Here is a 23,912-nt window from a genome sequence, read left to right as displayed (position 1 = left end):
CTGTCAGAACGAGCGGTCCGTCAGACCTGCTCGCCGGACCTCCTTCGTACCTCGACTTCAACGGCGTCCAGGAACTCGTCCGGCGGCTGGTACTGGTGCTCGACGATGTAGTGGATCACCAGGGTCGGCGCCACGAAGACGGTGCCGTCCGAGGAACCTCGGACATGGATCTCCGCGCTCCCCAGCAAGCTGGTGCCGTTCTTGGCGTGCGGGTTGTCCACCGTCAGGAAGATCACACCGCAGAAGTGGCACTCGTGCAGGCCCCGCGTTTGGTTGTCAGGCCTGGTGACCAGTCTCAGCAGGCCGTCCACGACCTCGTCGGCCACCTCGCCCTGCTGGTACGCATGAGACCTGTCCAGCCAGCCGATGTTCACCATTCCCTCGGCGGGCTGGTGGTAGGTGTAGGGCGATCCGTCCGGGTAGTAGGTCACGAGTCCGCCCAACTTCTGCAGATGGCAACGTGCACGACGCCCATGTTCTCCTTCAGGATTTCGCTGAGCCGCATCGCCTCGCTCACCGTGATCGATTTGACGGACATCTCCATGTCGGGGCCCGGGAACACAGTGTAGTCCTGCACCTTGGCCCCGTTCCCTCCCTTGATGGTCTCCTGGACCTTCGGCTGCGGGAACCCTCCCAGCTCCACGTTCAGCCCGTCGATCTGATCGAGCTTCTCGCCGTCCTTGACGTAGAACTTCAGCGTGGTGCCCTTGGGCACATCGACCTCACCCGATCCCTTGATGTAGGCGCCGTGTCCGGCGATGACCTTCTGCTTGTCGGGACGTCCCCGTTGGTTCCATACCGCCGCATTTCCCTTGCCGGGCCCTGCCTTGGCGCGGGCGCCGCTGTTCGACACCCCGTTGTTCCGGGGGGGCGTCTTTCCGCCACTCGCCTTCGAGGCTCCGGGAGACGGCCCGGACTTCTTGGCAGCTCGCGACACGGACGCCGCATTCGACGAGGCATTGGCGGCGCCGCGGACGCTCTTCGCCGCCTCGCTGCCGCGTTCGACGGCCTTGGCCACACCGCTGACGGTGTCGAGGGCCTTGGAGGCCTTGGAGGCGATGCGGGCCGCGGTGGCGGCGCTGCCGATCACCGGGACGACGGCGACCAGGGACATGGCCGCGTTCTTCCAGTCGCCCTCGGCCGCGTACCAGACGCCGTTGACGATGTCGCAGGCGTCACCGATCACCGGGATCATGCCGGCCACGTCCAGGACGGTGTGGCCGATGTTGGAGATGGTGCTGTAGTTCTCCTTGACCACGTCGACGGCTTTGCTGACCGCCTGCGTCGCCTTCTTGACGATGCTGGAGCCCCACCACAGACCGCTCGGGTCCGAGAACGTCAGCGGGCTGTTGTTGGCGTACAGGTAGCCCTGCAGCTGCTGCGGGTCGCTGGTGTCGATGACCGGGTCGACCGACAGGAAGCGGCCGAGCTTGGGGTCGTACTCGCGGGCGCCCAGGTGGGTCAGGCCGGTGGCCTTGTCCTGGGTGCCGCCGACGAAGCCCTTCTCGCCGAGCCACTCGCCGGGGGACGGCTGGGCGCCGCGCTCCTCGCCGAAGGGCTTGAACGCACGCCGGGTGATCCCGAGCGAGGTGGTGTCGATCGCCGTCGTGCCCGTGCCGTTGAGGTCGGAGGCGATGTAGCTGAGCCGTCCGTCCGAGGTGCGGGCGATGGTCGGGCCGCCGGGGGTCGGGTAGTACCGGGTGCCGCTGACCTGGCCGGTGGCGGTGTTGAGGGTCAGCTCGGTGCTGCCGAGGTAGAGCGTGGTGCTGCCCGGGTCGCGGCGCAGCAGGCGGTTGCCGTCGGCGTCGTAGACATAGGTGGAGGTGCCGCCGCTGGTGGCGGCGGTGGCCAGGTGGCCGTCCGGGTCCCAGGTCATGGTCTGGGTGTTGCCGCCCTGGTCGGGGCGGGTGAGGGTGTTGCCGGTCTTGTCGTAGGTGTAACCGGTGGTGACGGTCGGGCCGTTGCCGGTGGTGGTCCGGGTGCTGGTCGGGGCGTGCGGCCGGGGCTGGCCGGGGGCCGGGTAGGTGTGGGTGGCGGTGACGTCCTTGGCGGTGTTGCCGGTGGGGTCGTGGTCGACCGTGCCGGTGCGGTTGCCGGTGGCGTCGTAGCCGAAGGACTGCCAGTAGGGCGCCGGGCCGCCGAGGGCGGCGGGGCCGGGAGTGGTGTTGGTGCAGCCGCCGACGCCGGGCACGGACGGGTCGGGCCGGGTGGTGGTGCCACCGGTGTCCGTCCAGGCCTGGGTGAGGCGCTTCAGGTGGTCGTAGGTGAAGCACTGGGTGTCGGTGGCGCCGTCGTTGCGCCAGGTGGAGACGGAGGTGACGTCACCGGCCGGGCTGTAGGTGTAGTCGGTGACGTCGACCGACGTCCGGCCGTCCTCCTTGTCCAGCAGGGAGCGCAGCAGGCGGCCCGTGCCGGGCTGGTAGGTGTGGGTGAGCGCGACCTGCTTGGGGACGTCGCCGTAGGTGATCCGCTGGAGCTGGCCGAGGTCGTCGTAGACGGTGAAGTTGACGAAGTCGTCGCCGAGCGAGGAACCCATCGACCTCAGCAGGCCGTTGGGGTTGCGGCCGAGGTACACCGTCTCGGCCGGCAGCGGGCCCGCCGCGCCCATGTCGGTCAGGACGGCCAGGCCGGAGATCGGGTCGTAGCTGGTCTCGTTGGCGTAGCTGCCGGAGAGGGCGCCCTCGCCGTCCGGGACGGTGAGCCGGGTGCCGGTCGCCTGGTAGGCGGTGTTGTAGCCGGTGACCTCCTGGCGGTAGCCCTTGCCGTCGGACCAGCTGGTCGCGGCCGTGGGCAGGCCGGGCAGCAGGGTGTCGTACTCGTAGGTGGCCAGCGGGGTGCCGGTGGTGCTGCCGAGGTTGCGCGACAGCGGCCGGCCGAGGATGTCGTAGCTGACGGCGACGGTGGTGCCGCGGGCGTCGGTCGTGGAGACCGGGCGGTCGGCGGCGTCGTAGACCGTGGTGATGGTGCCCTTGTCCGGGTCCTCCGACCGGGTCTGGCGGCCGTGGACGTCGTAGCCGTACTTCCAGGCGTTGCCGACCGTGTCGGTGACCTGGCTGAGCTTGCCCTCGACGTCGTACGTGTAGCGCGTGGCGTCGTAGGCGCCCTGCGTCGTGCCGTTCTTGTACTGCCGCAGTTCGGTGGTGCGCCCGCGGGAGTCGACCAGGGTGCTGGTCGGGATGTCGCCCTGGGGCGGGGTGGCGTCGGTGCGGTCCACACCCGGGTAGGAGACGGTCGAGCGCCACTGCTCGATCGCCTTGGACGAGAAGGTCTGGACGACCGGGCGGCCGAGGCCGTCGTAGAACGAGGCGCTCTGGCCGGGGACTTCGTTGTCGTTGGCGACGAAGCGGGTGGTGCCGGGATCGCCGGTGCGGCTGATGTACGGCTGGTTGGTCTTCACCACCTGGCCGTGGCTGTTGTAGAAGGTGTCGCTGACGATCCGGGTGCCGGCGGCGTCGTTGGCCGGGGAGCTCTGGCTCTGGACCGGCTCGCCGAAGGCGTTCAGGATGGTGACGCCGACGGTGTAGCTCTGGCCGCTCTCGCGCAGCTTCCTGGTGGTGACCGAGCTGGTGCCGGTGTTGGACAGCTGGTACTCGGTCAGGCTGTCGGCGAGGTCGGTGCCGGGGGTGCGACCGGGCTGCCAGGCGGCCGTGGTGCGGCCGAGGGCGTCGACGGTCTGCTGCGAGGTCCGGCCGTTGTGGTCGACCGACTTGACCGGGACCTCACGGGTCGGGTGGAAGGTGGTGGTGCTGCTCCAGCCCTTGGGGTTGGTCACCTTGACGCTGGTCGGCAGCGCGTTGGCGGCCGGCTGGTACTCGGTGGTGGTGGTCGCCCCGGCGGCGTCGGTGCTGGTGGTGACCCGGCCGTAGGCGTCGTAGCCGACCGTGGAGACCAGGGAGAACACCGGCTGCCCGCCGGAGAAACCGTCCAGCTCCTCGGTCCGGGTCACCTGACCGGGGCCGTTGAGCACCCCGGAGGCCTGGCCGTCGTAGAAGGCGCGGTTGCGCCCGAGGGTGTCGGCCTCGGTCGGGTCGGTGGCGCAGTCGCCCCGGCCCTGGATCGTCTCGGCGACCCGGTCGAGCGTCCAGGTCGCGGTGTTGCGGGCGTACTTCGTGGCCACGCACAGGTCGGGCAGGCCGTCCGCGCGGTCCACGACCCGCTTGGGCATGCCGTACTCGTCGAAGACCGCGGTCTTCGAGGTCGACTGCCACGATCCGTCGGAGCGCAGCGCGCTGTCCTTGCCCGTGCCGTTGCGCATCATCTGCGCGGTCAGCGGGGGCAGTCCGGTGCCGCGGTTGTGGGTGGCGGTGGGAGCCGACAGCCACATGTCGGACTTGGTGATCGCCACGACCGTGCCGTTGTCGGCGGTGTAGGTGTGGCGTTCGCGCAGCGAGCCGGCCAGCGGGTTGGCGTCCTTGACGGTGGCGCCGTTGATGTCGGTGTAGGTGGCGTTGCGCCTGCTGCCGTCGGCCTTGTAGTCGCCGTCCATGCCGCGCAGGTAGAACGCGACGGCCTTGCCGATCGGGTCGGGGGCCGCGCCGCTGCGGGTGACGACCTGCTCGTAGCCCCGGAACTGGTTCCAGGTCCGGCGCTTGGGGTCGGTGTACTCGTCGTCGTCGCGGTGCCAGGCCGCGTCACCCACGTACTGGTACGTGGTGGTGCGGGCGGGCGAGCCGCCGAACGGGTCGCGCTCGTTGACCTGGGCGACGACGTACTTGTGGAACCAGTCGAGGCTGGGGTCGAGCGGGCTCTTCTCGTCGGCGTTCCAGTAGACCGGGTAGCAGCGCTTGCCGTTGCCGTCCTGGCTGCCCGGGAGCGCGCCGGGAGCGCAGTCGGTCCCGGCGTAGACGGCCTCGGTCACCATGCCGGTCTCGGCGGTCACGCCGATGATGCGGCGCCGGTTGAGCGCGGGGCGGCCGTCGGTGCTGGAGTCGACGCGGTTGTTGTAGAACTGCCCGGTGAAGGTGATGGCGGGCTGCACGATCTTGTCGGCGCCGTCGTACCCGGTGTGGGTGAACGACTTCAGCCACAGCGCCGGGGCGGTGCGGTCGCCCGGGTCCGGGTACTCCTGGTCGAGCGCGTAGGAGTCGACGTCGGCGTAGCCGCCGCCGTTGAGGACCTGGGTGGTGATCTTCGTCAGGCGCTTGGTGGACCAGAAGGTGGCGGAGTAGTTGGTGCAGGTGCCGGTGGCGCCGCAGTTCTGGTCGAACGGCACGTCCGGCCACTTGCCCGAGTTGGCACTGTTCAGCTTGCCGGGCGCGCAGTCGAAGCCGGCGTCGGGCAGGCAGCGCTCGGCGGTGTCGAACAGCACCTGGCCGGTCGGCTTGACGCTGTCCGCGTCGGTGAGCCGGGAGCCGTAGGCGATCCGGGTCAGGTAGCCGCCGCGCACGTACGGGGTGCGGGTGCCGGACGGGTTCTGGGCGGAGACGCCCCGCATGTACTGGTTGGTCTCCTTCTCGTACCAGTGCGAGATCACTCCGCCCCGCGGGTCCACGACGAAGTCGAGGTTCCAGCGCCAGGCCTGGTCGCACCAGGAGGCGTCGAAGGTCGACTTGTTGCACTCCTCACCGGCGTTGTTGCCGTACACCGGGGTGGTCCAGGCCGAGTTGGTGGCCGGTGAGCCCGCTCCCGCGCCGGGCTTGCGGCCGACACCGAACCAGTACTGGGTGCCGTCGGTCGTGGTGACCCGCCAGTGCTCGCCGTTGTTGTCGCCGTTGGTGGCGCCGGTCAGCAGCTCGACGCGGGAGGCGTCGTCGCCCTCCAGCCGCCAGGTGCCGGTGCCGTCGTCGCGGACCAGCGTCGAGGAGCGTCCGTTCAGCGAGATCGTCGCGTTCCAGCCGGACAGGCACTGCTCACCGGAGCCGGCCTGGCCGTCCTTGGCGCACGGCTTGAAACGCCGCTCGACGAAGCCGGGGGTGTAGTCCCAGCCCTCACCGATCCAGGAGGACTGGTTGTTGGTCGCGGCCGTCCGGCCGTCCACCGCCTGCGAGCTGTACGACAGGCTGACGTTCGGCTTGGAGCCGCCCAGGCCGTCCGGGACGGCGATCGGGTAGGACCAGTTGAAGCCGCCGGTGTTGCCGCCGACGCTCCAGGTGCCCGAGGGGGCGAGGCCGGTCGCGCCGAAGGTGCCCGCGGGGCCGCCGGGGGCGGCCGACGCGGCCAGCACCGTCCCGCCCGAGGCGCCGGAGGCCGCCGAGCGGGCCGCGGAGAGCTCGCCGACGGCGGACGCGGCCTGCGCCGACGCCGCCCCGAGCTCGATGTCGGTGCTCAGCAGGCCGGGCCGGGCCTGGCTGCGGCGCGTCTCGACCGGTGTCTGGGTGCGGCACTCGGGCTGTTCGGGGGTGGTCAGCACGCACTCGGGCAGCGCCACCAGACGGGCCCGGGAGAGCCAGTCACCGCCGAACGCGCCCTCGACCGAGGACACGTCCACGTCGACCTTGACCGGAGCACCGGCACCGGCACCGGAGGCGGACGGACGGACCGACAGCAGCAGGCCGTTGACGCCCGCCTTCTCGGCGGCCGACCGGTCCGCGACGGTGACCCGGACCTTCTGCGCGGCGGGAGCCGTCCGGGCGCCCAGCAGCCCGGGCGCCTCGGCGACGGCCGCCACGGCCGGCGAGCTCACCCAGACCGGTGCCTCGCCCGCACGGCCACCGGCCGGCACGGCCGCCGGGGCGGCGGCGAAGGCCGATTCCCGGACACTGTTCGGCGTCGCGCTCTTCGGCGCGAGGTCGACCTCGGTGTCCACCGCGGCCGGCCAGCTGACGGGCTTGGCCCGCCAGGCGGGGGCGCCGTCGCCCTTGGGCGGCGTGGGCTTGACGGGGGCGGCGTTCCTGCCGCCGACCGTCGGGACCGGATCGAGGTCGCGCGGCGACCAGACCTTGGGATTGCGCGGCTTCCACTCCGCCGCGTTGGCGGGTCCGACGCCGGCGAGCATCGACAGTACGAGGACGGCGACGGTGCTGAGCCGTCGTCTTCCCCGTGACCGCCCGCCGGCGCGGAATCCCCCTGATGATGACGACACGACTTGCCCCCTGGCACGCCGAAGCAGACCTTCCGACCGGAAGGTCCGCTGAACAGAGATAATTGCGCGCGGAGCCTAACCCTCGTCAGATAGGTTGATCCATCGGTTACCTGGCCTATACCGACCGATGGCGAACCTAGGTGAAGTCGGCCGCCGTCCAGGAAACTGCGGAGCGTCAATGGATGGTGGGCGTTTTGCCTCCATTGCTGTCCTGGATTCCTGAAGATCCACTACCGAGCGCAGGCGCACGATCCGCCAGGGGCAACGGAGCAGTCACAGAGAGCTGTTGTCCGTGAGCCGCGTCACACCGGTGTAGATCCCCCGTCAGATCGAATGTTGCCGACGGGTGTTAAGTTCCCGTTCGCCGATATCCGCACGGCGCTCATCACTTGACGAGGGGTTTACCAATGGGGTCGATATCCCCCCACTACGGTCGTCGACGCAGATCGGTGCTCGCCGCATCGATCGGCCTCGTACTGACCGTCGGCGCGCTCGGTTCCACCGCACCCGCACTGGCCGCGACCGGAGCGACCGCGCCCGCGCCCGGCGCGACGGCTCCCGGCGCGACCGCTTCCGGCTCGCCCGCGCCCGGAACGGTCGCCCCGGGCGCGGACCGCACCGCCGCCGCCCAGGCCGCCGACGCAGAGCACCGCTCCGCCGAGAGCGCGGCCCTGGCCGAGGCGAAGCGCACCGGCAAACCGGTCGGGATCCCGGCCCTGACCACCGAGACCGACACCGTGGTCGCCAACCCGAACGGCACGCTCGGCCTGCGGCGCACCGTCGCCCCCGCGCGCGCCAAGCAGCAGGACGGGGCCTGGAAGGACCTGGACGCGACCCTCGCCCGGGGCGCCGACGGCACCGTCGTCCCCAAGGTGACCAGCAACCGCCTCACCCTCTCCGGCGGTGGATCCGGGCCGCTCGCCACACTCGACCAGGACGGCAAGAAGCTCGCCCTGAGCTGGCCCGGAACCCTTCCGGCGCCCGCGCTGGACGGCGAGACCGCCACCTATCCCGAGGTCGCTCCCGGCGTCGACCTGAAGGTCACCGCGAACCAGGCGGGCGGCTTCACCCAGGTCCTGGTGGTCAAGACCCCGGAGGCCGCGAAGAACCCCAGGATCAAGGACCTCACCCTCGGCATGAAGGCCGACGGCGTCTCGGTCGCCGCCGACGCCGGGGGCAACCTCAACGCCACCGACGCCGGAGGCCGGGTGGTCTTCCGCGCGCCGGCGCCCACCATGTGGGACTCCAGCACCGCCGCGCCGGCCGTGCCCGCCGCGCCGACCGTGCCCGCAGCGTCGGCCGCGCCCGCAGCGGCGAAGGCCGGCCTCCGCGCGGTCGCCGCACCGGCAGCGGCACCGGCAGCGGCACCGGCCGGGGACGCCGCCCCCGAGCCCGCCGCCTCCGCCCCCGAGGCCCCCGCCCCCGCCGACTCCGACGGTCTGAAGACCCACTCGGACGCGGCCGGCCCCGGCGCCGCCGCCAAGGTCTCCCAGCTGGCGGCCACCCCGGCCGCCACCTCGCTGACCATCACCCCGGACACCGCGTTCCTCGACGCGCCGACGACCACCTACCCGGTCTACATCGACCCGACCTGGACCCCCACCAGCCGCGGCACCCAGCACTGGACCTGGGTCCAGGAGGCGTACCCGGACAAGACCCACTACGACGACTACGGCGACCAGTACGACCCCGGCGTCGGTTACCAGCAGTGGCAGGTCAAGAAGGGCCTGGAGCGCTACTACTTCCAGATCGACAGCAGCGACCTGGGTGACAAGGCCATCCGCAAGGCCAACGTGGTGGCCACCCAGTCCTACGGCGCGGCCAACAACTGCGCCTCCGAGTTCGGTGTCGTGCTGCATCCCACGCACCCCATCGACAACACCACCTCGTGGGGCAAGCAGCCCTGGGACTGGGGCGCGCTCGGCACGTTCAACCTCAACAGCGCCGGCGGCGACGGCTGCCGCGGCGCCACCACCACCGGTGAGTGGGACATCCGCCAGCACCTGACCGACAACAACTGGCGCGGCTCCCTCACCTTCGCGCTGTTCTCTGCCAACGAGTCCAAGCAGGCCGGCAACATCGCCTTCAAGCGGTTCACCCGCACCCCGAGCAAGCTGCCGTACATCTACGTCGAGTACAACCGCGCCCCGAACAAGCCGTGGAGCCTGGGCATGAGCCCGACCCCGGTGAACGCCAACGGCAACGGCTGCGGCTGGATCGGCGCCACCAACGCCGCCACCGGCATCCGGCTGTCGGCCTGGGTCGGCGACCCGGACGGCAACCAGACCGACGCCCAGTTCGAGGTCCGCGACGCCGGTGTGGCCGGCGAGCCGGTCGCCTGGGGCAGCGGCTGGGGCAATCTCGGCAACAGCAATCACGAGGCCGCCGTCGTGCCCGGCAACCTCTCGGACGGCCACACCTACTACTGGCGGGTGCAGGCCGGCGACGGCGAGCTCCCCTCGGACTGGGCCTTCGGCTGCATGTTCAGCCTGGACCTCACCCCGCCGTCGGTGCCGACCGTCACCTCCACCGACTACCCGAAGTCCGGCACCCTGCCCGGCTCCTCGAAGGTGATCGGCCAGGCCGGGGCCTTCACCGTCCAGGCGACGGACAACGCCAGCGGCATCCTCTACTACGAGTACGCCTTCAACTCGGCCATCCCGGTCGGTGGCGCGGCCACGGTCAACGCCGGCGGCGACGGCTCGGCCGTCCTCAACCTGACGCCCACCATGTGGGGCACCAACATCCTCCGGGTCCAGGCGGTCGACCGGGCCGGCAACCGCTCGCAGGAGAACACCTACACCTTCTACGCGCCGAGCGACCCGAACGACAGGACGGTCCTCGGCGACATCACCGGTGACGACCGGGTCGACCTGCTGCTGCCCGACGCCGACGACAACCTGCGCGTCTATCCGGCCGCCACCGATCCGGGGGCCACCGGCATCATCGCCTCCGACAAGGCCAACAGCCCGCGCAAGAAGGGCTGGAAGGACACCCTCGTCACCCACCGCGGCGGCAACGGCATCCACGTGGACGACCTGTACGCCTACCGCGACGGCGAACTGACCCTCTACCGCAACACCCTGACCACCGGCACCTTCACCACCACCTCGAAGTACTTCACCTCGGACGCCACGGTCGCGGTCAGGAGGCCCGTGGCCCAGCGCTGCAAGCTCCTCGACGGGCAGCCGTGCGGTTCCGCCTACACCGGCGACTGGAGCAGGGTGAAGCAGATCCTCGCGCTCGGCTCCGCCGAGGGCGGCGCCCCGGACAAGACCCGCACGGACCTGCTCACCGTCGAGGACAACGGCCAGGGCGGCACCCAGCTCTGGCTGTTCCACGGCACCGCCGCCACCGGCGTCCTGGACTACCCGGTCCTGCTGTCCACCGGTGACTGGCGCGACCTCGAACTGATCGCGCCCGGCGACACCACCGGGGACGGCCTGGCCGACCTCTGGGCCCGCGACCGCCAGTCCGGCAAGCTCTTCCAGTACCCGAGCCGCAAGAACGCCGCGGGCAAGGGCGACCTCGCCGCCTTCGGCAACCCGGTGACCGACAACGCCATCGGCGTCGGCCTGACCCCGGCGGTCTACCCGGCCGTCGGATCCTCCGGCGACCTCGCCGCCGACGGCATCGCCGACCTGTGGGGCCTCAACTCCAGCGGCGGACTCGACAACTGGCGCGGAACGACCGCCGACGGCACCACCGCCACCGCGGTCACCGGATTCGCCGGACAGCCCGTCCTCGGCTTCCCGGGCGGGACCGTCAGCGTCCACACGGCGCTCACCGGCCGCTGCCTCGACGCCCGCGGCGCCAACGACGGCGACAGCCTGACCCTGTGGGACTGCTGGAACGGCGACCGGCAGCACTTCACCTTCCACAGCGACAAGACCCTGCGGGTCGCGGGCAAGTGCGTCACCGTCGCGGCGGACAACCGGACCACCGTCCAGCCCTGCCCGTCCGGCCCGACCGCCCCGGTGACCGACGGCCAGAAGTGGGAGCTGCGCGGTGACGGTTCCATCCAGAACCCGCCGTCGGGCAACTGCCTGGACCTCCCGCAGTGGAACGGCGAGAACGGGACGGACCCGGTGCTCTGGGGCTGCAACGGCGGCGCCAACCAGCGGTGGACCACCACGGCCAACGGGCCGAGCCCGCTCCACAGCACGGTCGACCGCCGCAAGTGCATCGACGCCGCCGGCGCCTACGACGGAGCGCCGATCACCGTGTACGACTGCTGGAACGGTGCCAACCAGTACCTGACCTTCTACACCGACGGCACCCTGCGGGTGTTCGGGAAGTGCGTCGCGGGCGCCGAGAACAGCGGCGAGAACCACACCCGCATGCTCCTCTGGAGCTGCCTGCCCGGCACCGACGGGAACAGCCAGCAGTGGCAGCTGACCGCTGACGGCTCCATCCGCAACGGGCCGAACGGCCGGTGCCTGGACATTCCGGGCGGCCGGGCCGAGAACGGCACGGGGCTCGTGATCTGGGACTGCAACGGCGGTCCGAACCAGAAGTGGACCACCACCTGACGGGTGGTCCGCCTCGTCCCGGCCCGGGTCTCCGCGTTCCTCGCGGAGGCCCGGGCCGGGGTCTTTCCCGGCACCGGCGGCCGGGGCGGGGGATACCCCCAGCGGGCGCGGTCCGGCCGGCCCGAGGGTCGGTCCACCGGCTGCCACCGTGGTCCGGTGGATCTTGGTCGAGCAGGCTGGAGCACATCGGCAATTCCGAGCAAAGGGAACCAATCGTGTTCAGCCGCACCGCCCGTACTGCCCGTACCGCCCGTACCGTGACCGCCGCCCGTACCGCCACCGTCGCCGCCCTGGCCGCCGCCGTCTGCGGCACCCTCATGGCCGGCAGCGCCGGAGCGATCGTCAACGGCGGTGACTCCACCGAGCGTTACCCGTTCATGGCGACCATCCCGGAGTCCGCCCCCGACTACGGCCTCTTCGACGGCAACTGCGGCGCCTCGCTGATCGACCCCCAGTGGGTGCTGACGGCCGCGCACTGCATCGCCGTCCCGGGCATCGAACTGGAGGGAATCGTCCGGGTGGGCAGCGAGCACCGGAAGACCGGCGGCACCGTCCGGAGGATCGACCGCACCTTCGTCCACCCCGGCTACGTCAACGGCGCCGGCACGGCCGCCAACAAGGACGACGTCGCGCTCGTACGCCTGGACCGCCCCGTCACCCAGCGGCCGATCAGGATCGCCGAGCCCGGACGCCCCGGCACCGCCACCCGGCTGCTCGGCTACGGCACCACCGTCGACGGCAAGTTCGCCTTCCCCGAGCGGCTCCAGGAGCTCAACACCCGGATCGGCGCCGAGTCCGACTGCGCCCCCGGCTTCGCCGACCCGACCCGGCTGTGCACGCTCACCACCAAGCCCAAGGCCATGGCCTGCCACGGCGACTCCGGCGGCCCGCAGATCCAGAAGGGCCGGGGCGGGCGCTGGGAACTGATCGGCGTCACCTCCGGCCCGGGCGCCCCCGGAGTGCCCTGCTCGGAAGGCCCCGGCCTCTACACCAACGCCTCCGCCTACCAGGGCTGGATCCGGCAGACCCTGAGGGACAACCGCACCCCGGCCCGCACCGCCGACGCCGCGCCGACCGCGGGCTGACCGCAGGCTGACCGGACCGCCACCCGACGGCCCCGCCCACGGGCCCCACCGCGCGAGCCGTCCGCCCCGGCCGCCGTTCACCCGCCGCCGACGACCTCCAGCAACCGCCCCACCAGCGGATTCGGATCGTCCCGGCGCCAGGCGACGGCCACCCGGGAGCGGGCGGTTCCCGGCCCGACCGCCCGGAACGCGACACCCCGCAGCCGGATCCGCCGGATGCCCGCCGGCGCCAGCGAGACCCCCAGCCCGGCCCCGACCAGCGCGCACACCGTCTGCCACTCCACCGCGTGCTGCACGACCCTCGGCGCGAACCCCACCGACCCGCACACCTCCGTGATCAGGTCGTACAGCCCGGGCCCTTCGGATCGGGGGAACAGCACGAACGGCTCCTCCGCCAACGCGCCCACCTCCACCGTCCGCCGCGCGGCCAGCCGATGGTCCGAGGGCAGCACGGCGACGAACGGCTCGGTGAACACGGTCCGGAAGGCCCAGCGCCCCCTCCTCCCCGGCCGGCGGCGGCTCGCGCAGCAACCCGACGTCCACGGCATCCTCGTGCAGCGCGGCGAGCTGCGGGGCGGTCGTCATCTCACGGATGTCCAGCTCGACCGCCGGCAACCGCTCCCGGAACGTCCGCAACAGCCCCGGCAGCACGGTCAGCGCCAGCGACGCGGAGAACCCGATCCGCAACCGCCCCGCCCGCCCGCTCCCCACCGCCCGCGCCGCGGCCAGCCCGTCCGCGAGGCCGGAGAGCGCCCGCTGCGCCGAGGGCAACAGCTCCCGCCCGGCCGCACTGAGCGAGACCCGCCCGGGCCCGCGGACGAAGAGGGGATGCCCGACCTTCGCCTCCAACCGGGCGATCTGCTGGCTCAGCGGCGGCTGGGCGATGCCGAGACGCGCGGCGGCCCGGCCGAAGTGGAGTTCCTCGGCGAGCACGGTGAACGCGTGCAACTGGGGGAGCGGGAGCTCGGGGCGGTCCATATCCCCAGGGATACCAGACCATGGGTTCTGCGGTATTGGACGTATCACCGCAGGCCACCTAGCGTTCGCCGCATGACTGAGCGACGCACGATCCTGAGCGGATCGACCTTCGAGGAGCAGATCGGCTACGCCCGCGCGGTCGTCGTCGGTGATCATGTCCACGTGTCCGGCACCACCGGCTACGACTACCCGACGATGACGATCGCCGACGACGTGGTGGAACAGGCCGAGCAGTGCCTGCGCAACATCGGCGCGGCCCTCGAGGAGGCGGGCTGCACCTTCGCGGACGTCGTCCGGGTGCGCTACCTGCTGCCCGAGCGCGAGGACTTCGAGCCCTGCTGGCCGGTGCTGCGCCGCTGCTTCGGGGACGTGCGTCCGGCGGCGACCATGCTGGTCACCGGTCTGGCGGACGAGCGGATGCGGATCGAGATCGAGGTCGACGCCTACCGGCCGCGCGCCGCCGGGCGGTAGCCGTTGCAGGGGAGTGGGAAGTCGGCCCGGCCGACTTCCCACTCCACCGGCTGATCTCGACCGCCGGCCGGTCGGAGCGGTTCTGACATCCTGTGGGCGTGTCGAAGAAGCAACAGCGTGCCGTGACCTTCGCCGCGACGCTGGCGGCCCTGCCGTCACCGGAGGCGGAGAGCATGGGCGGCTCGCCCGTCCTTCCGCCGGTGGCGGCCCGTGGCTTCACCGATGGCGACGGCTGCTACTGGCGGCTCACCCGCGGCCCGCTGGACTCTCGCCGGGCCGAACGGCTCGCCGTCGACGCCGACGTGATGTCGATGGGCGTCTACTACGAGGACCGGGTCGAGCGGTGGCTTCCCCGCTTCCTCCAGGCGGCCGAGCGACCGGCCGCCTGGGCGGAGGCGCGGGCCCGGTTCGGTGCCGAGGAACTGCCGATCCACGAGGCGTACGAGTTCACCGCGGAGGACGGACGGGTGCTGCTCTTCATCGAGACGTACTGCTGAGCCTGCGGCGCGCCTCGCTCCTGGCCGGTCCGCCTCCCCTCGGCGTGGGAAGTCGGTCCCGCCGACCTCCCACGCGCGATCGTCTGGTCACGAGCGGGTGCGCACCCGCAGGACGCTGGTGAGCAGGGGGAGGGTGAACTCGCCCTCGGCGGTGGCGGGGTCGCCTGCGAGGTGAGCCCGGGCGCGGGCCAGCAGCTCCGCCCGCTCCTGCGCCGGCATGACCAGCACGCCGGCCTTGGTGCCGAGCGTGGCGACCAGGGACTCGGCGGTCCTGCGGTGGCCGTGCGGGAACTCCGCCTGCTCGGGGGCGTGGAACGGGCTGTCCGCGCCGGTCCTGGGCAGGTGCAGCTGCGCCGTCTCGATCCGCCAGGCGGCGGGCACGTCGCGCGGGCCGATGGCGGCCGGGCCGGTGACCCGTGCGAGCCCGGCGACCCAGTCGATCCCGTCGTCGAAGACGTTCCACAGCCCGGCGAGTACGCCGCCGGGTGCGAGCACGCGGGCGATCTCCGGTCCGGCCACGGCCATGTCGAACCAGTGCATCGCGTTGCCGGAGACGACGGCGTCCACCGACCCGTCCGGGAGCGGAATCGTTTCCGCGCTGCCCTGGAGCGCCCGCACCGAGGGCAGATCGCGCCGCAGTTCGGCCAGCATCGCCGCGTCGGGTTCGACCGCGACCACGTCGAGTCCACCCAGAGTGAGGAGGGTGCCGGTGAGCTTCCCGGTGCCCGCCCCGAGGTCCAGCACCCGGGGCCCGGGTGCCCCCGCGAGCGCCCACTGCACGGCCTCGGTCGCGTAGTCCGGCCGGTGCTCGGCGTAGGCGCCCGCTGCCGCGCCGAACGACGAGCTGTGGCGATGTCGTTCACCGTCCGTCAGAGCGTGGGTGAATGTCATCGCGGCCCCCTGCGGTATGTGGTGATGTATCGGTCCGATGTATCGAGTCGATACATCGGACCCTAGGTGCGGCCGTTCGTCGGCGCAAGATCCGCTGGTGTCGGACGGGCAGCGGTGCAGGCCCCGAGGGGTGGGGTGCGCATGCCGGTCGGGCGGGGAGGCGGGCTGCGGAGAGTAGTGCGCGTTGCGCGGCGGGCTCCTCCGCGCACTTTGCAAAGTCACACTTTGCAAAGTGCGCGGAAGAGCGGAGGGAGGAGAGGGGGAGGGCAGAGCAGTGGAGGGGGTAGGGGCCAAGAGGCCAAGGGGTGGAAGGGGAGAAGGGGTGAAACGGTGGCGAGGCGGAGGGGTGGTGGACATGCTGGGGCCTTCCCTCCCGCACTTTGCAAAGTCATGCTTTGCAAAGTGCGGGAGGGCAAAGGCGGTGCAGGCGGCCCCTGCGGCGCAGGGGCCGCCTGCAGTGGCATGACCCCTGGTCCAAGGGCTTGGCCCTTGGGCCAGGGGCTGCCTGCGGTGATCGGTGGGAGCACGCGGGGCGGTGGCTGGGCTTCTCTCCGCACTTTGCAAAGTGTGACTTTGCAAAGTGCGGAGAGGATGGAGAGACGGGGCAAAGGTGGTGCAGGGCCCGCCTACGGTGATCGGGGGAGCGTGCGGGGCGTGCGTTCGGCGCAGCTTCGGGGCGGTGGGGGCGGAGGGTGTTGCCCGGGGCGGGTGCGGCCCGGTAGACGGGAGGCTCCGAGTGCCGAACCCCACCGAAGCCCGGGAGTGTTGATGAAGATCATGCGACTGTTCGCCCTGCCCGCTGTCGCCCTCGCGCTGGCGCTGAGCGCCGCGCCCGCCGCCACGGCCGCGCCCGCTGCCGCCGCGACCACCACCACGTCCACCGTGCACATCGTCAACGCGGACGGCGGGACCACCGTGCACGTCGGCGTCGGCGACACCGTGCAGGTGGACCTGACCGCCCTCCGCGACTACACGGTGACCTGGTACTGGTACGCGCCCGCCGCCGCCACGGCCGCCGTGCTGAGCCAGACGGCGGGTACCGCCGACCCGAACGGCAACTCCCACGCCACCTTCACCGCTTCGACCGCCGGCACCAGCGACATCAACGCCGTCGGCCGCTGCGTGCCGGACCCGCGCACGGTCTGCCCGCCGTTCGTGGCCCGGTGGAAGGTCACCGTGGTCGTCTCCTGACCCCGCTCCCACGGCGGATGCCCTCGGTTCCTCCCGCAGGGGAGGGCCGAGGGCGCTTTTCGGTGTGCTGTCACCGAGGGGTGGGTGAGGTGGACGCGGCGGGGGTCGGGCGCGGGTGGTGATGGTGGCTCAGGACCGGGTAGATCCAGGCGACCAGGGCGAGCAGCAGCGTGATCGGCAGCACGGTGCAGGCGGCGACGGTCACGGTGGTCGCGGTGTCGGGGGAGTGGCGCTCAGGCGGCGGCATCGGCCTCGGACTTGCCTTCGGGGAGGTCGAGTTCGGCCCACACCGTCTTGGCGCCGGGCTCGCGGGCGAGGGTGCCCCAGCGGTCGGCGAGCGCGTCGACGAGGGTGAGGCCCCGCCCCGACTGCGCGTCGCCGGAACACGACCGCGGATCCGGCAGGACGGGCTGCTTGTCGCCCCGGCAGTCGGACACCTCGATGCGGAGTACGGTGGTGCGCGACCGGCGCACGGAGGTGAGCGAGAGGCCCAGTTCGAACCCGCGCCCCGGTGTGCGCCCGTGGGTGGAGGCGTTGGCGGCCAGTTCGGCCACGATGATCAGCGCGGAGTGAAAGGCCTCCGCACAAAGGGAGTTGAGTCCCCAGGTGGTCAGCTGCTGTCTGGCGACCCGGCGGCCGATCGCGGCTCCCTTGGGGGTGGAAGTGAGGAGCGCGGTGTGGGCGCGCGGCGCCGGTTCGTCGAGGGGGATTTCGGACTTCATGGGGAAAAGCGTGCCCCCCCGGGCTTACGCTGACGATGCATCCGGTGGGCACGGTGAGTGCTTGTATGCGTGCGGAAAGTGTCGTGTGACGGCCCGTCGGCCGTGACCAGGAAATGGGGAGGTCGTTATGACTGAAGTTCAGGGCGGCGACAGCGGGGATGTGCGGCCGGAGTTGGAGGAGGACCTCTCCGAGGTGTCCGACTTCCTCAAGGCGATCGGCAAGCAGATCAAACTGCTGCGCGAACGGGCGGGGTTGACGCAGAAGGAGTTCGCCAAGCAGGTCGGCTACACCGAGAGCCTGATCGGCGCGGTGGAGCAGGGGAAGCGGACGCCGCAGCGGGAGCTGCTGGAGGCGTCGGAGCGGATCCTCGACGCCGGCGGGCTGCTGATCGTGACGTCGGACGACATCGAGAGCGCCAAGGCGAAGGCGCGGGTGCGGCATCCGGAGTGGTTCCGGGGCTACGCGAAGCTGGAGGCCCAGGCTCAGGAGCTCCACTGCGTCAGCCTGTACGGCATCCCGGGGCTTCTGCAGACGGAGGATCATGCGCGCGTTGTCTTCTCAATGCGTCAGCCAATCCTCGCCGAAGAGGTGATTGAGACGCGAGTGGCGGCCCGTATGGCGCGACAGGAGATCCTGGCGAAGTGGCCTCGCGGAATGTTCAGCTGGGTGATCGATGAGGGGGTACTTCGCCGCCCGATCGGAGGTTGGGATGTCCATAAGGAGCAGTTGCGATATCTGCTCAGGGTGGCGAGTACTCGGGGGATGGTGATCCAGGTCCTTCCACTGGATCGCACAGAGCACGCTGGTGATGGTGGGCCGTTCACGCTGATCACCCCCAAGGGGCGTCCGCAGATGGGCTACATCGAGGTGCAGACCAGCAGTAGGCTGATCACGGACCAGGAGGAAGTTCGCATCATGAATGCGCGATACGGCGTCCTCCGGGCGCAGGCGAACACGCCGCAGGAGTCCATGACGTTGATTGAGAAGATTCTGGGAGAGCGATGAGCAGCGAACTGGCGTGGTTCAAGAGCAGCTACAGCAGTGGCGAGGGCGGGGAGTGCGTCGAGGTCGCCGAGGCGACGTCCGCCGTGCTGGTGCGTGACTCCAAGGACAAGTCGGGCCCCAGCCTCACCTTCTCGCCGGCCGCCTGGGAGGCGTTCGTCGAGTTCGCGCAGTCGGTCTGACGACCAGTCTTCCCCCTCGGCGCCCAGCGACCGTCCACCGACCGGTGGACGGTCGCTCTTTGTGGCGGCGCTGTCGGCTCGTTGTACGGGTTGTACGGGTGTCCCCCAGCGGAGTTGCTACGTATCCTGGGCGCGCGCCACCGACGCCTCTCACTTCAGGGAGAACGATGAGCAGCGAACTGGTCTGGTTCAAGAGCAGCCACAGCGGCGCCGAGGGCGGCGAGTGCGTAGAGATCGCCTGGTTCAAGAGCACTTACAGCAGCAACGAGGGCGGCGAATGCGTCGAGGTAGGCTGGCGCAAGAGCACCCACAGCAGCGGCGGCGGCGGCGAGTGCGTAGAGGTCGCCGAGACGACCTCCGCCGTCCTCGTCCGTGACTCCAAGGACAAGTCCGGCCCCCACCTCACCTTCACCCCGGCAGCCTGGGAGGCGTTCGTCGCCTTTACTCGCTCCGCCTGAAGTCCAGTCCGCCGTGGAAGTCTCGGCCCTGCACGATCGAAACGGATCCGTGGAAGGTGCCGCCGCTGATCGTGTTGTGCACGGCGCCCTGCCCGGTGCGGACCGACCGCGCCTGCTCCTGCCAGCGCACCAGATCGGCACGGAACTCGGCGTCCAGCGCCGCCCGTACCGCCAGCGCCGTGCTCAGCTCGTGGGCGCGGGCCAGCTCGTTGGGCGCCCGCCCAAGAGCCACCCACTGTGCCTCGCCCGAGCTGACCGCGGGCGCGGCCTCGAAGGGCCGCCGCACCAGCACACCGAGCCCCGCCCACGCCTCCCGGCCGGCCTCCCCGCCGTCGCCACCGGCCAGTGCGGTCAGCAGTTCCACTGCCGTCGGATCCACTCGGCACCCCCTGTCACCACAGGCTGACGAAACGTCAATTCTGCTCTGCGGTAAGTCCATATGGGGGACAGAGGCGATCAGGATCCGAATATCTACAACCACATCTCGGGCGGGCACTTCCAGGGCCCGGTCTACCAGATCCGGGATGTCCACGGGAACATCACCTTCACCTGGGCTGCACCGCCGCAGAGCGCCGACGAGATCGCCTTCCGTCAGCAGTACATCGCGGAGACCCGCCGGCAGTGGGCCCGGCAGCGGGGTGAGCGGGTGGCCACCCGGACGCGACTGGGATGCGGTTGCCTCGGCCCCCCGGCCGTGGTCCTCGGGATCGTCGTCTTCTACAACATCTCGCACGACGTGATCAGCACCGTCTTCTTCTCCCTCTTCGCCGTTCCCGTCATCCTCGGCCTGCTCGTGGGCTCCAAGAGATAGCCTCGCCCCACCTGGGGAGCGGTCCGGCGTCCGGGGAAGCGCCGGAGCCGGAGGTGCGGGCTGCGGTCCATCGGCAGTAGTACCCGCACCTCTCGGTCGGTCGCCACGGCCGACGCCGCCACCGCCGGCCGGTTCGGCACGGGCGCGCCGGGACGTCGTAGGACTCGGTGCGGGTCACCTGGCCCGACGTTCTCCTGCCCCGCGTTGCCGAGGGCGATCCGAACCGCGGCCGCCCGGTCGTGCCGATCCGTACGGAGGCTGTCGTGATGCCGGAGAAGACGATGAGGGAGAAGGTGCTCGCCTACGTCGTGCGGGACGGGCGGCTGCTGGTGTTCCGGCACACCGACCACAGCTACGAGGAGGTCGGCCTCCAGGTCCCGGCCGGCAGCATCCGCCCGGGCGAGGATCCGGCCGCCGCGGCCCTGCGCGAGGCCCGCGAGGAGACCGGTCTCAGTGCCTTCGCCGTCGTGCGCAAGCTCGGCGAGACCACGTACGACCTCACCCCGTACCGGTACGAGATCCAGCACCGGCACGTCTTCCACCTGGCACTCGCCGAGCCGGCCCCCGAACGCTGGCTCAGTCAGGAGACCCACGACGGCAACGGGGCGCCCACCCCCTTCGAGTGCTTCTGGATCCCCCTGGAGACCGCCCACGTCCTCCAGTCCGGTCAAGGCGCCCTCCTCGGCCGTCTCTTCGACTGACCAGTGCCCCACCCGTCCACAAGGGAAGTCGCTCCCTCCGACTTCCCGCGCGCCCGCTCGGGGCGCACCCGAGCGGCGGTGGCCGCCGGGCCCGCCTGAGAATGAGTGACCGCGGCGCCCGGCCGTCCGCCGGACGCCGGCGCCCGACAAGACTGTTGTGCAGATGACCAAGAGGAGCTCCCGGTCGATGTCCGAGTCCATGGCGAGGCCGAGCACACTCCTGGATCCGAGCGAGACGGCGCTGCTGGCGCGTTCGCTCGTCGAATGGATCGGCCCGGCCCGATGCAGTGACCAACTCGCCGTCGGCATGGGCTTCGCGGACTTCCGGGATCTGATCGACCGGACCCACGGGTTGGCGCGCGCCCTGCGGGACGATCTCCCCATCGCGCCCGTGGACCGGGCGCGCATCCTTCTCTCGGCGGAGATCGTCCTCGTCAGTGACCTCGCCGGTTCGGGCGTCGATTGGTCGACGACCACGGGGTTCCTCGACGGCGAGACGCTCACCACGCTGCGCTCCGTCCAGCGCAAGCTGGGCCGGACCGTCCGCTCCTACTAGGGCAGGACCCCGAGCGCTTGACGGCCGCGCCCGCACAGGAAGTCGGCGCGGCCGACTTCCTGTGCGGGCGCGGCAGAAACCCCACGCTCAAGAACGCCTGAATCCGATTCGCTGAAGGCTGCTCCGGGCTTTCCCGCGCTGGAAGGTCGATGCTCGATGCCCTACGAGGAGGAACGCGCGGGAGGCGTTCGCGGAACTGCCTCTCCCGCCCTGCCTATAATGGACAAATGATCTTCATTGTGGTGAAATTCACCGTCAAGTCCGAATACGTCGAGCAGTGGCCCGAGAAGGTCGCGGAATTCACCAGCGCCACCCGCGCCGAGCCGGGCAACCTCTGGTTCGAGTGGTCCCGCAGCCTGGAGGAGCCGGACACCTACGTCCTGGTGGAGGCGTTCCAGGACGACGCGGCCGAGGCGCACGTCACCTCCGCGCACTTCCGCGCCGCCCTGGAGACCATGCGCCCCCTGGTCACCCGCACCCCCGAGATCGTCAGCACCACGATCGAGGGCGCCACCGGCTGGAGCCGGATGGGCGAGCTCCAGGTCGACTGACTGACCGGGTGGGGATCCTGCCGCCCGGGATCCCTCGCAGTCCGTTCGCGTGTGTCGTGTCCGAAGGAGGGCGTCCCGGTCGGGGGACGGTCGGTTCCGCCGGGACGGCCTCCGGCCCGGCGCCGGAAGCCCGGCGCCGGCCCCGCTTCGGACGCGCGCGCGACCGGACGCCGGTCGGTGGGACGATCGGTACATGAGCTTCGCCACCTGTGCCAGGCATGTTCGTGATCAGGATCTTCCCTACGGACGGCGCTACAGCTCCCTGAGGTGCGCGGTCGGCCACTACTGCCCGCTCGGGTTCGACTCGACGTGGTCGTATCTCAGTACGGCAGGAGCTCTGAGGACGGACGAACGGGCGCTGCTGCTGGCCCTGGACATGCTGGAGCTCAGCCGGGCCGCGTGGCTCGCCGAGCTCGGCGCCTTCGCCGACCGGCGCCGGACGGCGAAGCGGCAGCAGCAGCGGGCGCCCTCGGTGGCGGAGCTCCGTCGTCTGAACGGATGGCGGTGGCCCGGGCCCGACGGGCACCGGGCCATGTTCCGTGAGATCGGGCTTCTGTGGGCTGTGCACGCCGCAGAGCCGTTCCCCGAGGTTCCGACTGCGGACAAGGGCGATCTGGCGTACTTGGACGCGACGGTCTCCGGTTGCCTTTCCACCTACCTCGCCCGCGGAGGCGCGCTGGGACCGGGCCACGAGGAAGTCCTGCGAAGCTGTCTGCCCAAGCTGCGCAGGGGCCTTGTCCACCTCGGCCACCCGGCGACGTTTCCCGGGGCGTTCGCCTACTTCCGCCGTCTGCTCAAGCTGGCCGAGCTGGCCGTCCACGACGACTCCCGGGACATTCCGGAGCGTCATGGGGCGGTCTCTGCCGGGAACGGACACTCGCGGGCCTGAGCCCGAGCCCGAGCCCGAGCAGGTCCACGCCTCGATCGAACTCGCCGACCTCGCCCGGGGCGCCCCGACCCTCGGGGGGTCGACTCACCCGGTCAAGATCACCTGGAGACCCACCCGGGGCGAGTAGGGGGCGGGTGCTCCTGCGCAGGAAGTCGGCCGGCCCGACTTTCTGCGCAGGGTGGATTGCGCTCCCGCCGCGATAGCCTGCCCGACGGCCTGCAGGTAAGAGGGTTGGTACGAACGGGGGAGACGCGCGAGTGCTGATCGTCTTCAGATGCCGGCTGTGCGGTGCTGCGCTGTCGACTCCGCTGGAACTGCGCGAGTGGCAGCCTCTCGCGCGGGTGAAGGGGAGGGGCCATTACACCTACGGCCCGTCGACGATGGCGCAGGGTTCCGTCGCCGCCGACCCGGATCCGTACGGCCGTGACGGCGGGACCAGGACCTGGGTGATCAACCCGCTGGACGGCTTGCGGATGCGGCCCCATACGAACACGGCTCGGCTCTACGGGTGCTGCAGGCGGGACGGGATCGACGGCCCGAACCTGTTGTGCGCCGGTTGTGGCAGCGAGGTCGGCATCGAGATCTCGGACTGCTGGACCGAGTACGACATCCGGCTGGTGACCACAGCGGTGTCCGTGGATCCGCACCCCGTCGAAGCCGCCGATTCCGCGACCACCGATGCCGCCGTCGAACCGGGAAGCCTTGGCGGACTCTCGGGGCCGGACGGGTCGTAGGCTCTCCGCTCCCAGCCGACGACTCTCGCGGGAGGGGCCTCGTCCGCGCGGACGAGGCCCCTCCGCTGCGGTACTGACGTGGTGGAGCCGTGTCGATCAAGGGCAGTACGGGGCGTCTCCGGTGCGAGGCGGCACTATCGGCTTTCCCGTAGTGGAAAGCCGATGTCCGTGCGCCCGGGCCGCCCGAGCGTGAAGCATCGTCTCGAAGCCGGAACGAGGAGGAGCAGTGGCCCTGCGGAACGTGTCCGGAGACCCGGACTGCCTTCGCGTCGTCCGTGTGCCCGCGAAGGCGCCACCGGCTGGAGCCGGATGGGCGAGCTCCAGGTCGACTGACTGACCGGGTGGACCGACCGCGTTGACGGGGCCGTCGGAACGGCGCGTGTCAGGCCGTCGGTCCCGGCCCGTCCGGCAGCCGCGCGGCGAAGGCGTGCGCGGCTGCCAGGTCCGCGTCGTCCGGCCGCTGCTTGTTGATGCCGCCCACCGGCCGGAACGGCGCCCAGGTGTCGAACGCCCGGCACGAGAAGCTCCCGGCCACCTCGAAGCCCTTGCGTGCGAGCAGCCGGGACAGCGGCCGGGCGAACGGCATCGGCGGAAACTCGGGGAGCCCGCTGGTGGCGAACACTTGAGTCTCCCGTGGGG

At 71.1% G+C, this 23,912-nt stretch carries 22 protein-coding genes and 1 pseudogene; 14 read left to right on the top strand and 9 right to left on the bottom strand.

The window, feature by feature from the left end:
- Nucleotides 1-20 precede the first annotated feature (20 nt).
- Both BLU95_RS10655 and BLU95_RS10650 read right to left on the bottom strand, forming a co-directional pair.
- Entirely contained in the window at nt 21-431 is a 411-nt protein-coding gene (locus tag BLU95_RS10655; RefSeq protein ID WP_093859797.1) for a DUF7919 family protein, read from the bottom strand.
- Nucleotides 428-6,934, bottom strand: a complete 6,507-nt coding sequence (locus BLU95_RS10650; protein WP_093859796.1) for a putative adhesin — start codon at nt 6,932-6,934, stop codon at nt 428-430. Before BLU95_RS10650 ends, BLU95_RS10655 begins: the two co-directional genes overlap by 4 nt.
- A 536-nt stretch (nt 6,935-7,470) precedes the next feature.
- Between BLU95_RS10650 and BLU95_RS10645 the strand changes: the two genes are divergently transcribed.
- Both BLU95_RS10645 and BLU95_RS10640 read left to right on the top strand, forming a co-directional pair.
- Complete coding sequence (locus tag BLU95_RS10645) at nt 7,471-11,553, top strand: RICIN domain-containing protein (RefSeq protein WP_093859795.1); 4,083 nt, start codon at nt 7,471-7,473, stop codon at nt 11,551-11,553.
- 317 nt (nt 11,554-11,870) lie between these two features.
- A complete protein-coding gene (locus BLU95_RS10640; RefSeq protein ID WP_093864786.1) occupies nt 11,871-12,638 on the top strand; it encodes a S1 family peptidase in 768 nt (255 codons plus the stop codon).
- A 77-nt stretch (nt 12,639-12,715) separates the two neighbouring features.
- Here the strand turns inward: BLU95_RS10640 and BLU95_RS45545 are convergent, their stop codons facing one another.
- Together BLU95_RS45545 and BLU95_RS45540 are read right to left on the bottom strand one after the other, a co-directional pair.
- On the bottom strand, nt 12,716-13,114 hold the full coding sequence (locus BLU95_RS45545) for a LysR family substrate-binding domain-containing protein (RefSeq protein WP_353653554.1): 399 nt from the start codon (nt 13,112-13,114) through the stop codon (nt 12,716-12,718).
- 112 nt (nt 13,115-13,226) lie between these two features.
- A pseudogene (locus BLU95_RS45540) lies at nt 13,227-13,616 on the bottom strand (LysR family transcriptional regulator); the annotation flags it as partial.
- Nucleotides 13,617-13,688: 72 nt separating this feature from the next.
- On the opposite strand from BLU95_RS45540, the gene BLU95_RS10630 reads away from it, so the two are divergent.
- The gene (locus BLU95_RS10630; protein WP_093859794.1) at nt 13,689-14,087 is read left to right on the top strand and encodes a RidA family protein; all 399 of its coding nucleotides are present in this window, start codon (nt 13,689-13,691) and stop codon (nt 14,085-14,087) included.
- A 98-nt stretch (nt 14,088-14,185) separates the two neighbouring features.
- On the top strand, nt 14,186-14,584 hold the full coding sequence (locus tag BLU95_RS10625) for a hypothetical protein (RefSeq protein ID WP_159424845.1): 399 nt from the start codon (nt 14,186-14,188) through the stop codon (nt 14,582-14,584).
- Nucleotides 14,585-14,671: 87 nt separating this feature from the next.
- Here the strand turns inward: BLU95_RS10625 and BLU95_RS10620 are convergent, their stop codons facing one another.
- Entirely contained in the window at nt 14,672-15,475 is an 804-nt protein-coding gene (locus BLU95_RS10620) for a class I SAM-dependent methyltransferase (RefSeq protein ID WP_197698744.1), read from the bottom strand.
- Nucleotides 15,476-16,243: 768 nt separating this feature from the next.
- Between BLU95_RS10620 and BLU95_RS10615 the strand changes: the two genes are divergently transcribed.
- Nucleotides 16,244-16,666: a hypothetical protein gene (locus BLU95_RS10615; RefSeq protein ID WP_093859792.1), complete on the top strand. Its 423-nt coding sequence runs from the start codon at nt 16,244-16,246 to the stop codon at nt 16,664-16,666.
- 70 nt (nt 16,667-16,736) lie between these two features.
- Here BLU95_RS10615 and BLU95_RS42220 read toward each other — a convergent pair whose 3' ends face one another.
- Nucleotides 16,737-16,913, bottom strand: coding sequence for a hypothetical protein (locus tag BLU95_RS42220; protein ID WP_159424844.1), 177 nt, complete (start codon nt 16,911-16,913; stop codon nt 16,737-16,739).
- Nucleotides 16,900-17,388 carry an ATP-binding protein gene (locus BLU95_RS10610; RefSeq protein ID WP_093859791.1) on the bottom strand — a complete coding sequence of 163 codons (489 nt, stop codon included), beginning with the start codon at nt 17,386-17,388 and terminating at the stop codon, nt 16,900-16,902. Before BLU95_RS10610 ends, BLU95_RS42220 begins: the two co-directional genes overlap by 14 nt.
- Before the next feature lie 127 nt (nt 17,389-17,515).
- Between BLU95_RS10610 and BLU95_RS10605 the strand changes: the two genes are divergently transcribed.
- The 3 genes from BLU95_RS10605 to BLU95_RS10595 all read left to right on the top strand — a co-directional run bounded on the left by BLU95_RS10605 (nt 17,516) and on the right by BLU95_RS10595 (nt 19,031).
- Nucleotides 17,516-18,394 carry a helix-turn-helix domain-containing protein gene (locus BLU95_RS10605; protein ID WP_093859790.1) on the top strand — a complete coding sequence of 293 codons (879 nt, stop codon included), beginning with the start codon at nt 17,516-17,518 and terminating at the stop codon, nt 18,392-18,394.
- Nucleotides 18,391-18,573, top strand: coding sequence for a DUF397 domain-containing protein (locus BLU95_RS10600; protein WP_093859789.1), 183 nt, complete (start codon nt 18,391-18,393; stop codon nt 18,571-18,573). The genes BLU95_RS10605 and BLU95_RS10600 overlap by 4 nt, the downstream gene beginning before the upstream one ends.
- A 167-nt stretch (nt 18,574-18,740) precedes the next feature.
- Nucleotides 18,741-19,031, top strand: a complete 291-nt coding sequence (locus BLU95_RS10595) for a DUF397 domain-containing protein (RefSeq protein WP_093859788.1) — start codon at nt 18,741-18,743, stop codon at nt 19,029-19,031.
- Here BLU95_RS10595 and BLU95_RS10590 read toward each other — a convergent pair.
- A complete protein-coding gene (locus tag BLU95_RS10590; RefSeq protein ID WP_093859787.1) occupies nt 19,015-19,410 on the bottom strand; it encodes a hypothetical protein in 396 nt (131 codons plus the stop codon). The two genes, BLU95_RS10595 and BLU95_RS10590, sit on opposite strands and share 17 nt — an antisense overlap.
- A 60-nt stretch (nt 19,411-19,470) precedes the next feature.
- Between BLU95_RS10590 and BLU95_RS10585 the strand changes: the two genes are divergently transcribed.
- The 6 genes from BLU95_RS10585 (at nt 19,471) to BLU95_RS10560 (ending at nt 23,273) form a co-directional block, all read left to right on the top strand.
- Nucleotides 19,471-19,842: a hypothetical protein gene (locus BLU95_RS10585; protein WP_093859786.1), complete on the top strand. Its 372-nt coding sequence runs from the start codon at nt 19,471-19,473 to the stop codon at nt 19,840-19,842.
- Nucleotides 19,843-20,108: 266 nt separating this feature from the next.
- The gene (locus tag BLU95_RS10580) at nt 20,109-20,543 is read left to right on the top strand and encodes an NUDIX hydrolase (RefSeq protein WP_093864784.1); all 435 of its coding nucleotides are present in this window, start codon (nt 20,109-20,111) and stop codon (nt 20,541-20,543) included.
- 187 nt (nt 20,544-20,730) lie between these two features.
- Complete coding sequence (locus BLU95_RS10575) at nt 20,731-21,099, top strand: hypothetical protein (RefSeq protein ID WP_093859785.1); 369 nt, start codon at nt 20,731-20,733, stop codon at nt 21,097-21,099.
- Nucleotides 21,100-21,326: 227 nt separating this feature from the next.
- Nucleotides 21,327-21,650 (top strand): putative quinol monooxygenase, encoded by a 324-nt coding sequence (locus BLU95_RS10570; RefSeq protein WP_093859784.1) that lies wholly within the window; start codon nt 21,327-21,329, stop codon nt 21,648-21,650.
- Between the two features lie 193 nt (nt 21,651-21,843).
- The gene (locus tag BLU95_RS10565; protein WP_093859783.1) at nt 21,844-22,539 is read left to right on the top strand and encodes a hypothetical protein; all 696 of its coding nucleotides are present in this window, start codon (nt 21,844-21,846) and stop codon (nt 22,537-22,539) included.
- Nucleotides 22,540-22,796: 257 nt separating this feature from the next.
- Complete coding sequence (locus tag BLU95_RS10560; RefSeq protein ID WP_093859782.1) at nt 22,797-23,273, top strand: hypothetical protein; 477 nt, start codon at nt 22,797-22,799, stop codon at nt 23,271-23,273.
- 382 nt (nt 23,274-23,655) lie between these two features.
- Here BLU95_RS10560 and BLU95_RS10555 read toward each other — a convergent pair whose 3' ends face one another.
- A complete protein-coding gene (locus BLU95_RS10555) occupies nt 23,656-23,895 on the bottom strand; it encodes an NADPH-dependent FMN reductase family protein (protein ID WP_197698743.1) in 240 nt (79 codons plus the stop codon).
- Nucleotides 23,896-23,912 lie beyond the last annotated feature (17 nt).

This window comes from Streptomyces sp. TLI_053, assembly GCF_900105395.1.
Lineage (GTDB): Bacteria > Actinomycetota > Actinomycetes > Streptomycetales > Streptomycetaceae > Kitasatospora.
This window is presented reverse-complemented; position numbering and strand designations above follow the sequence as displayed.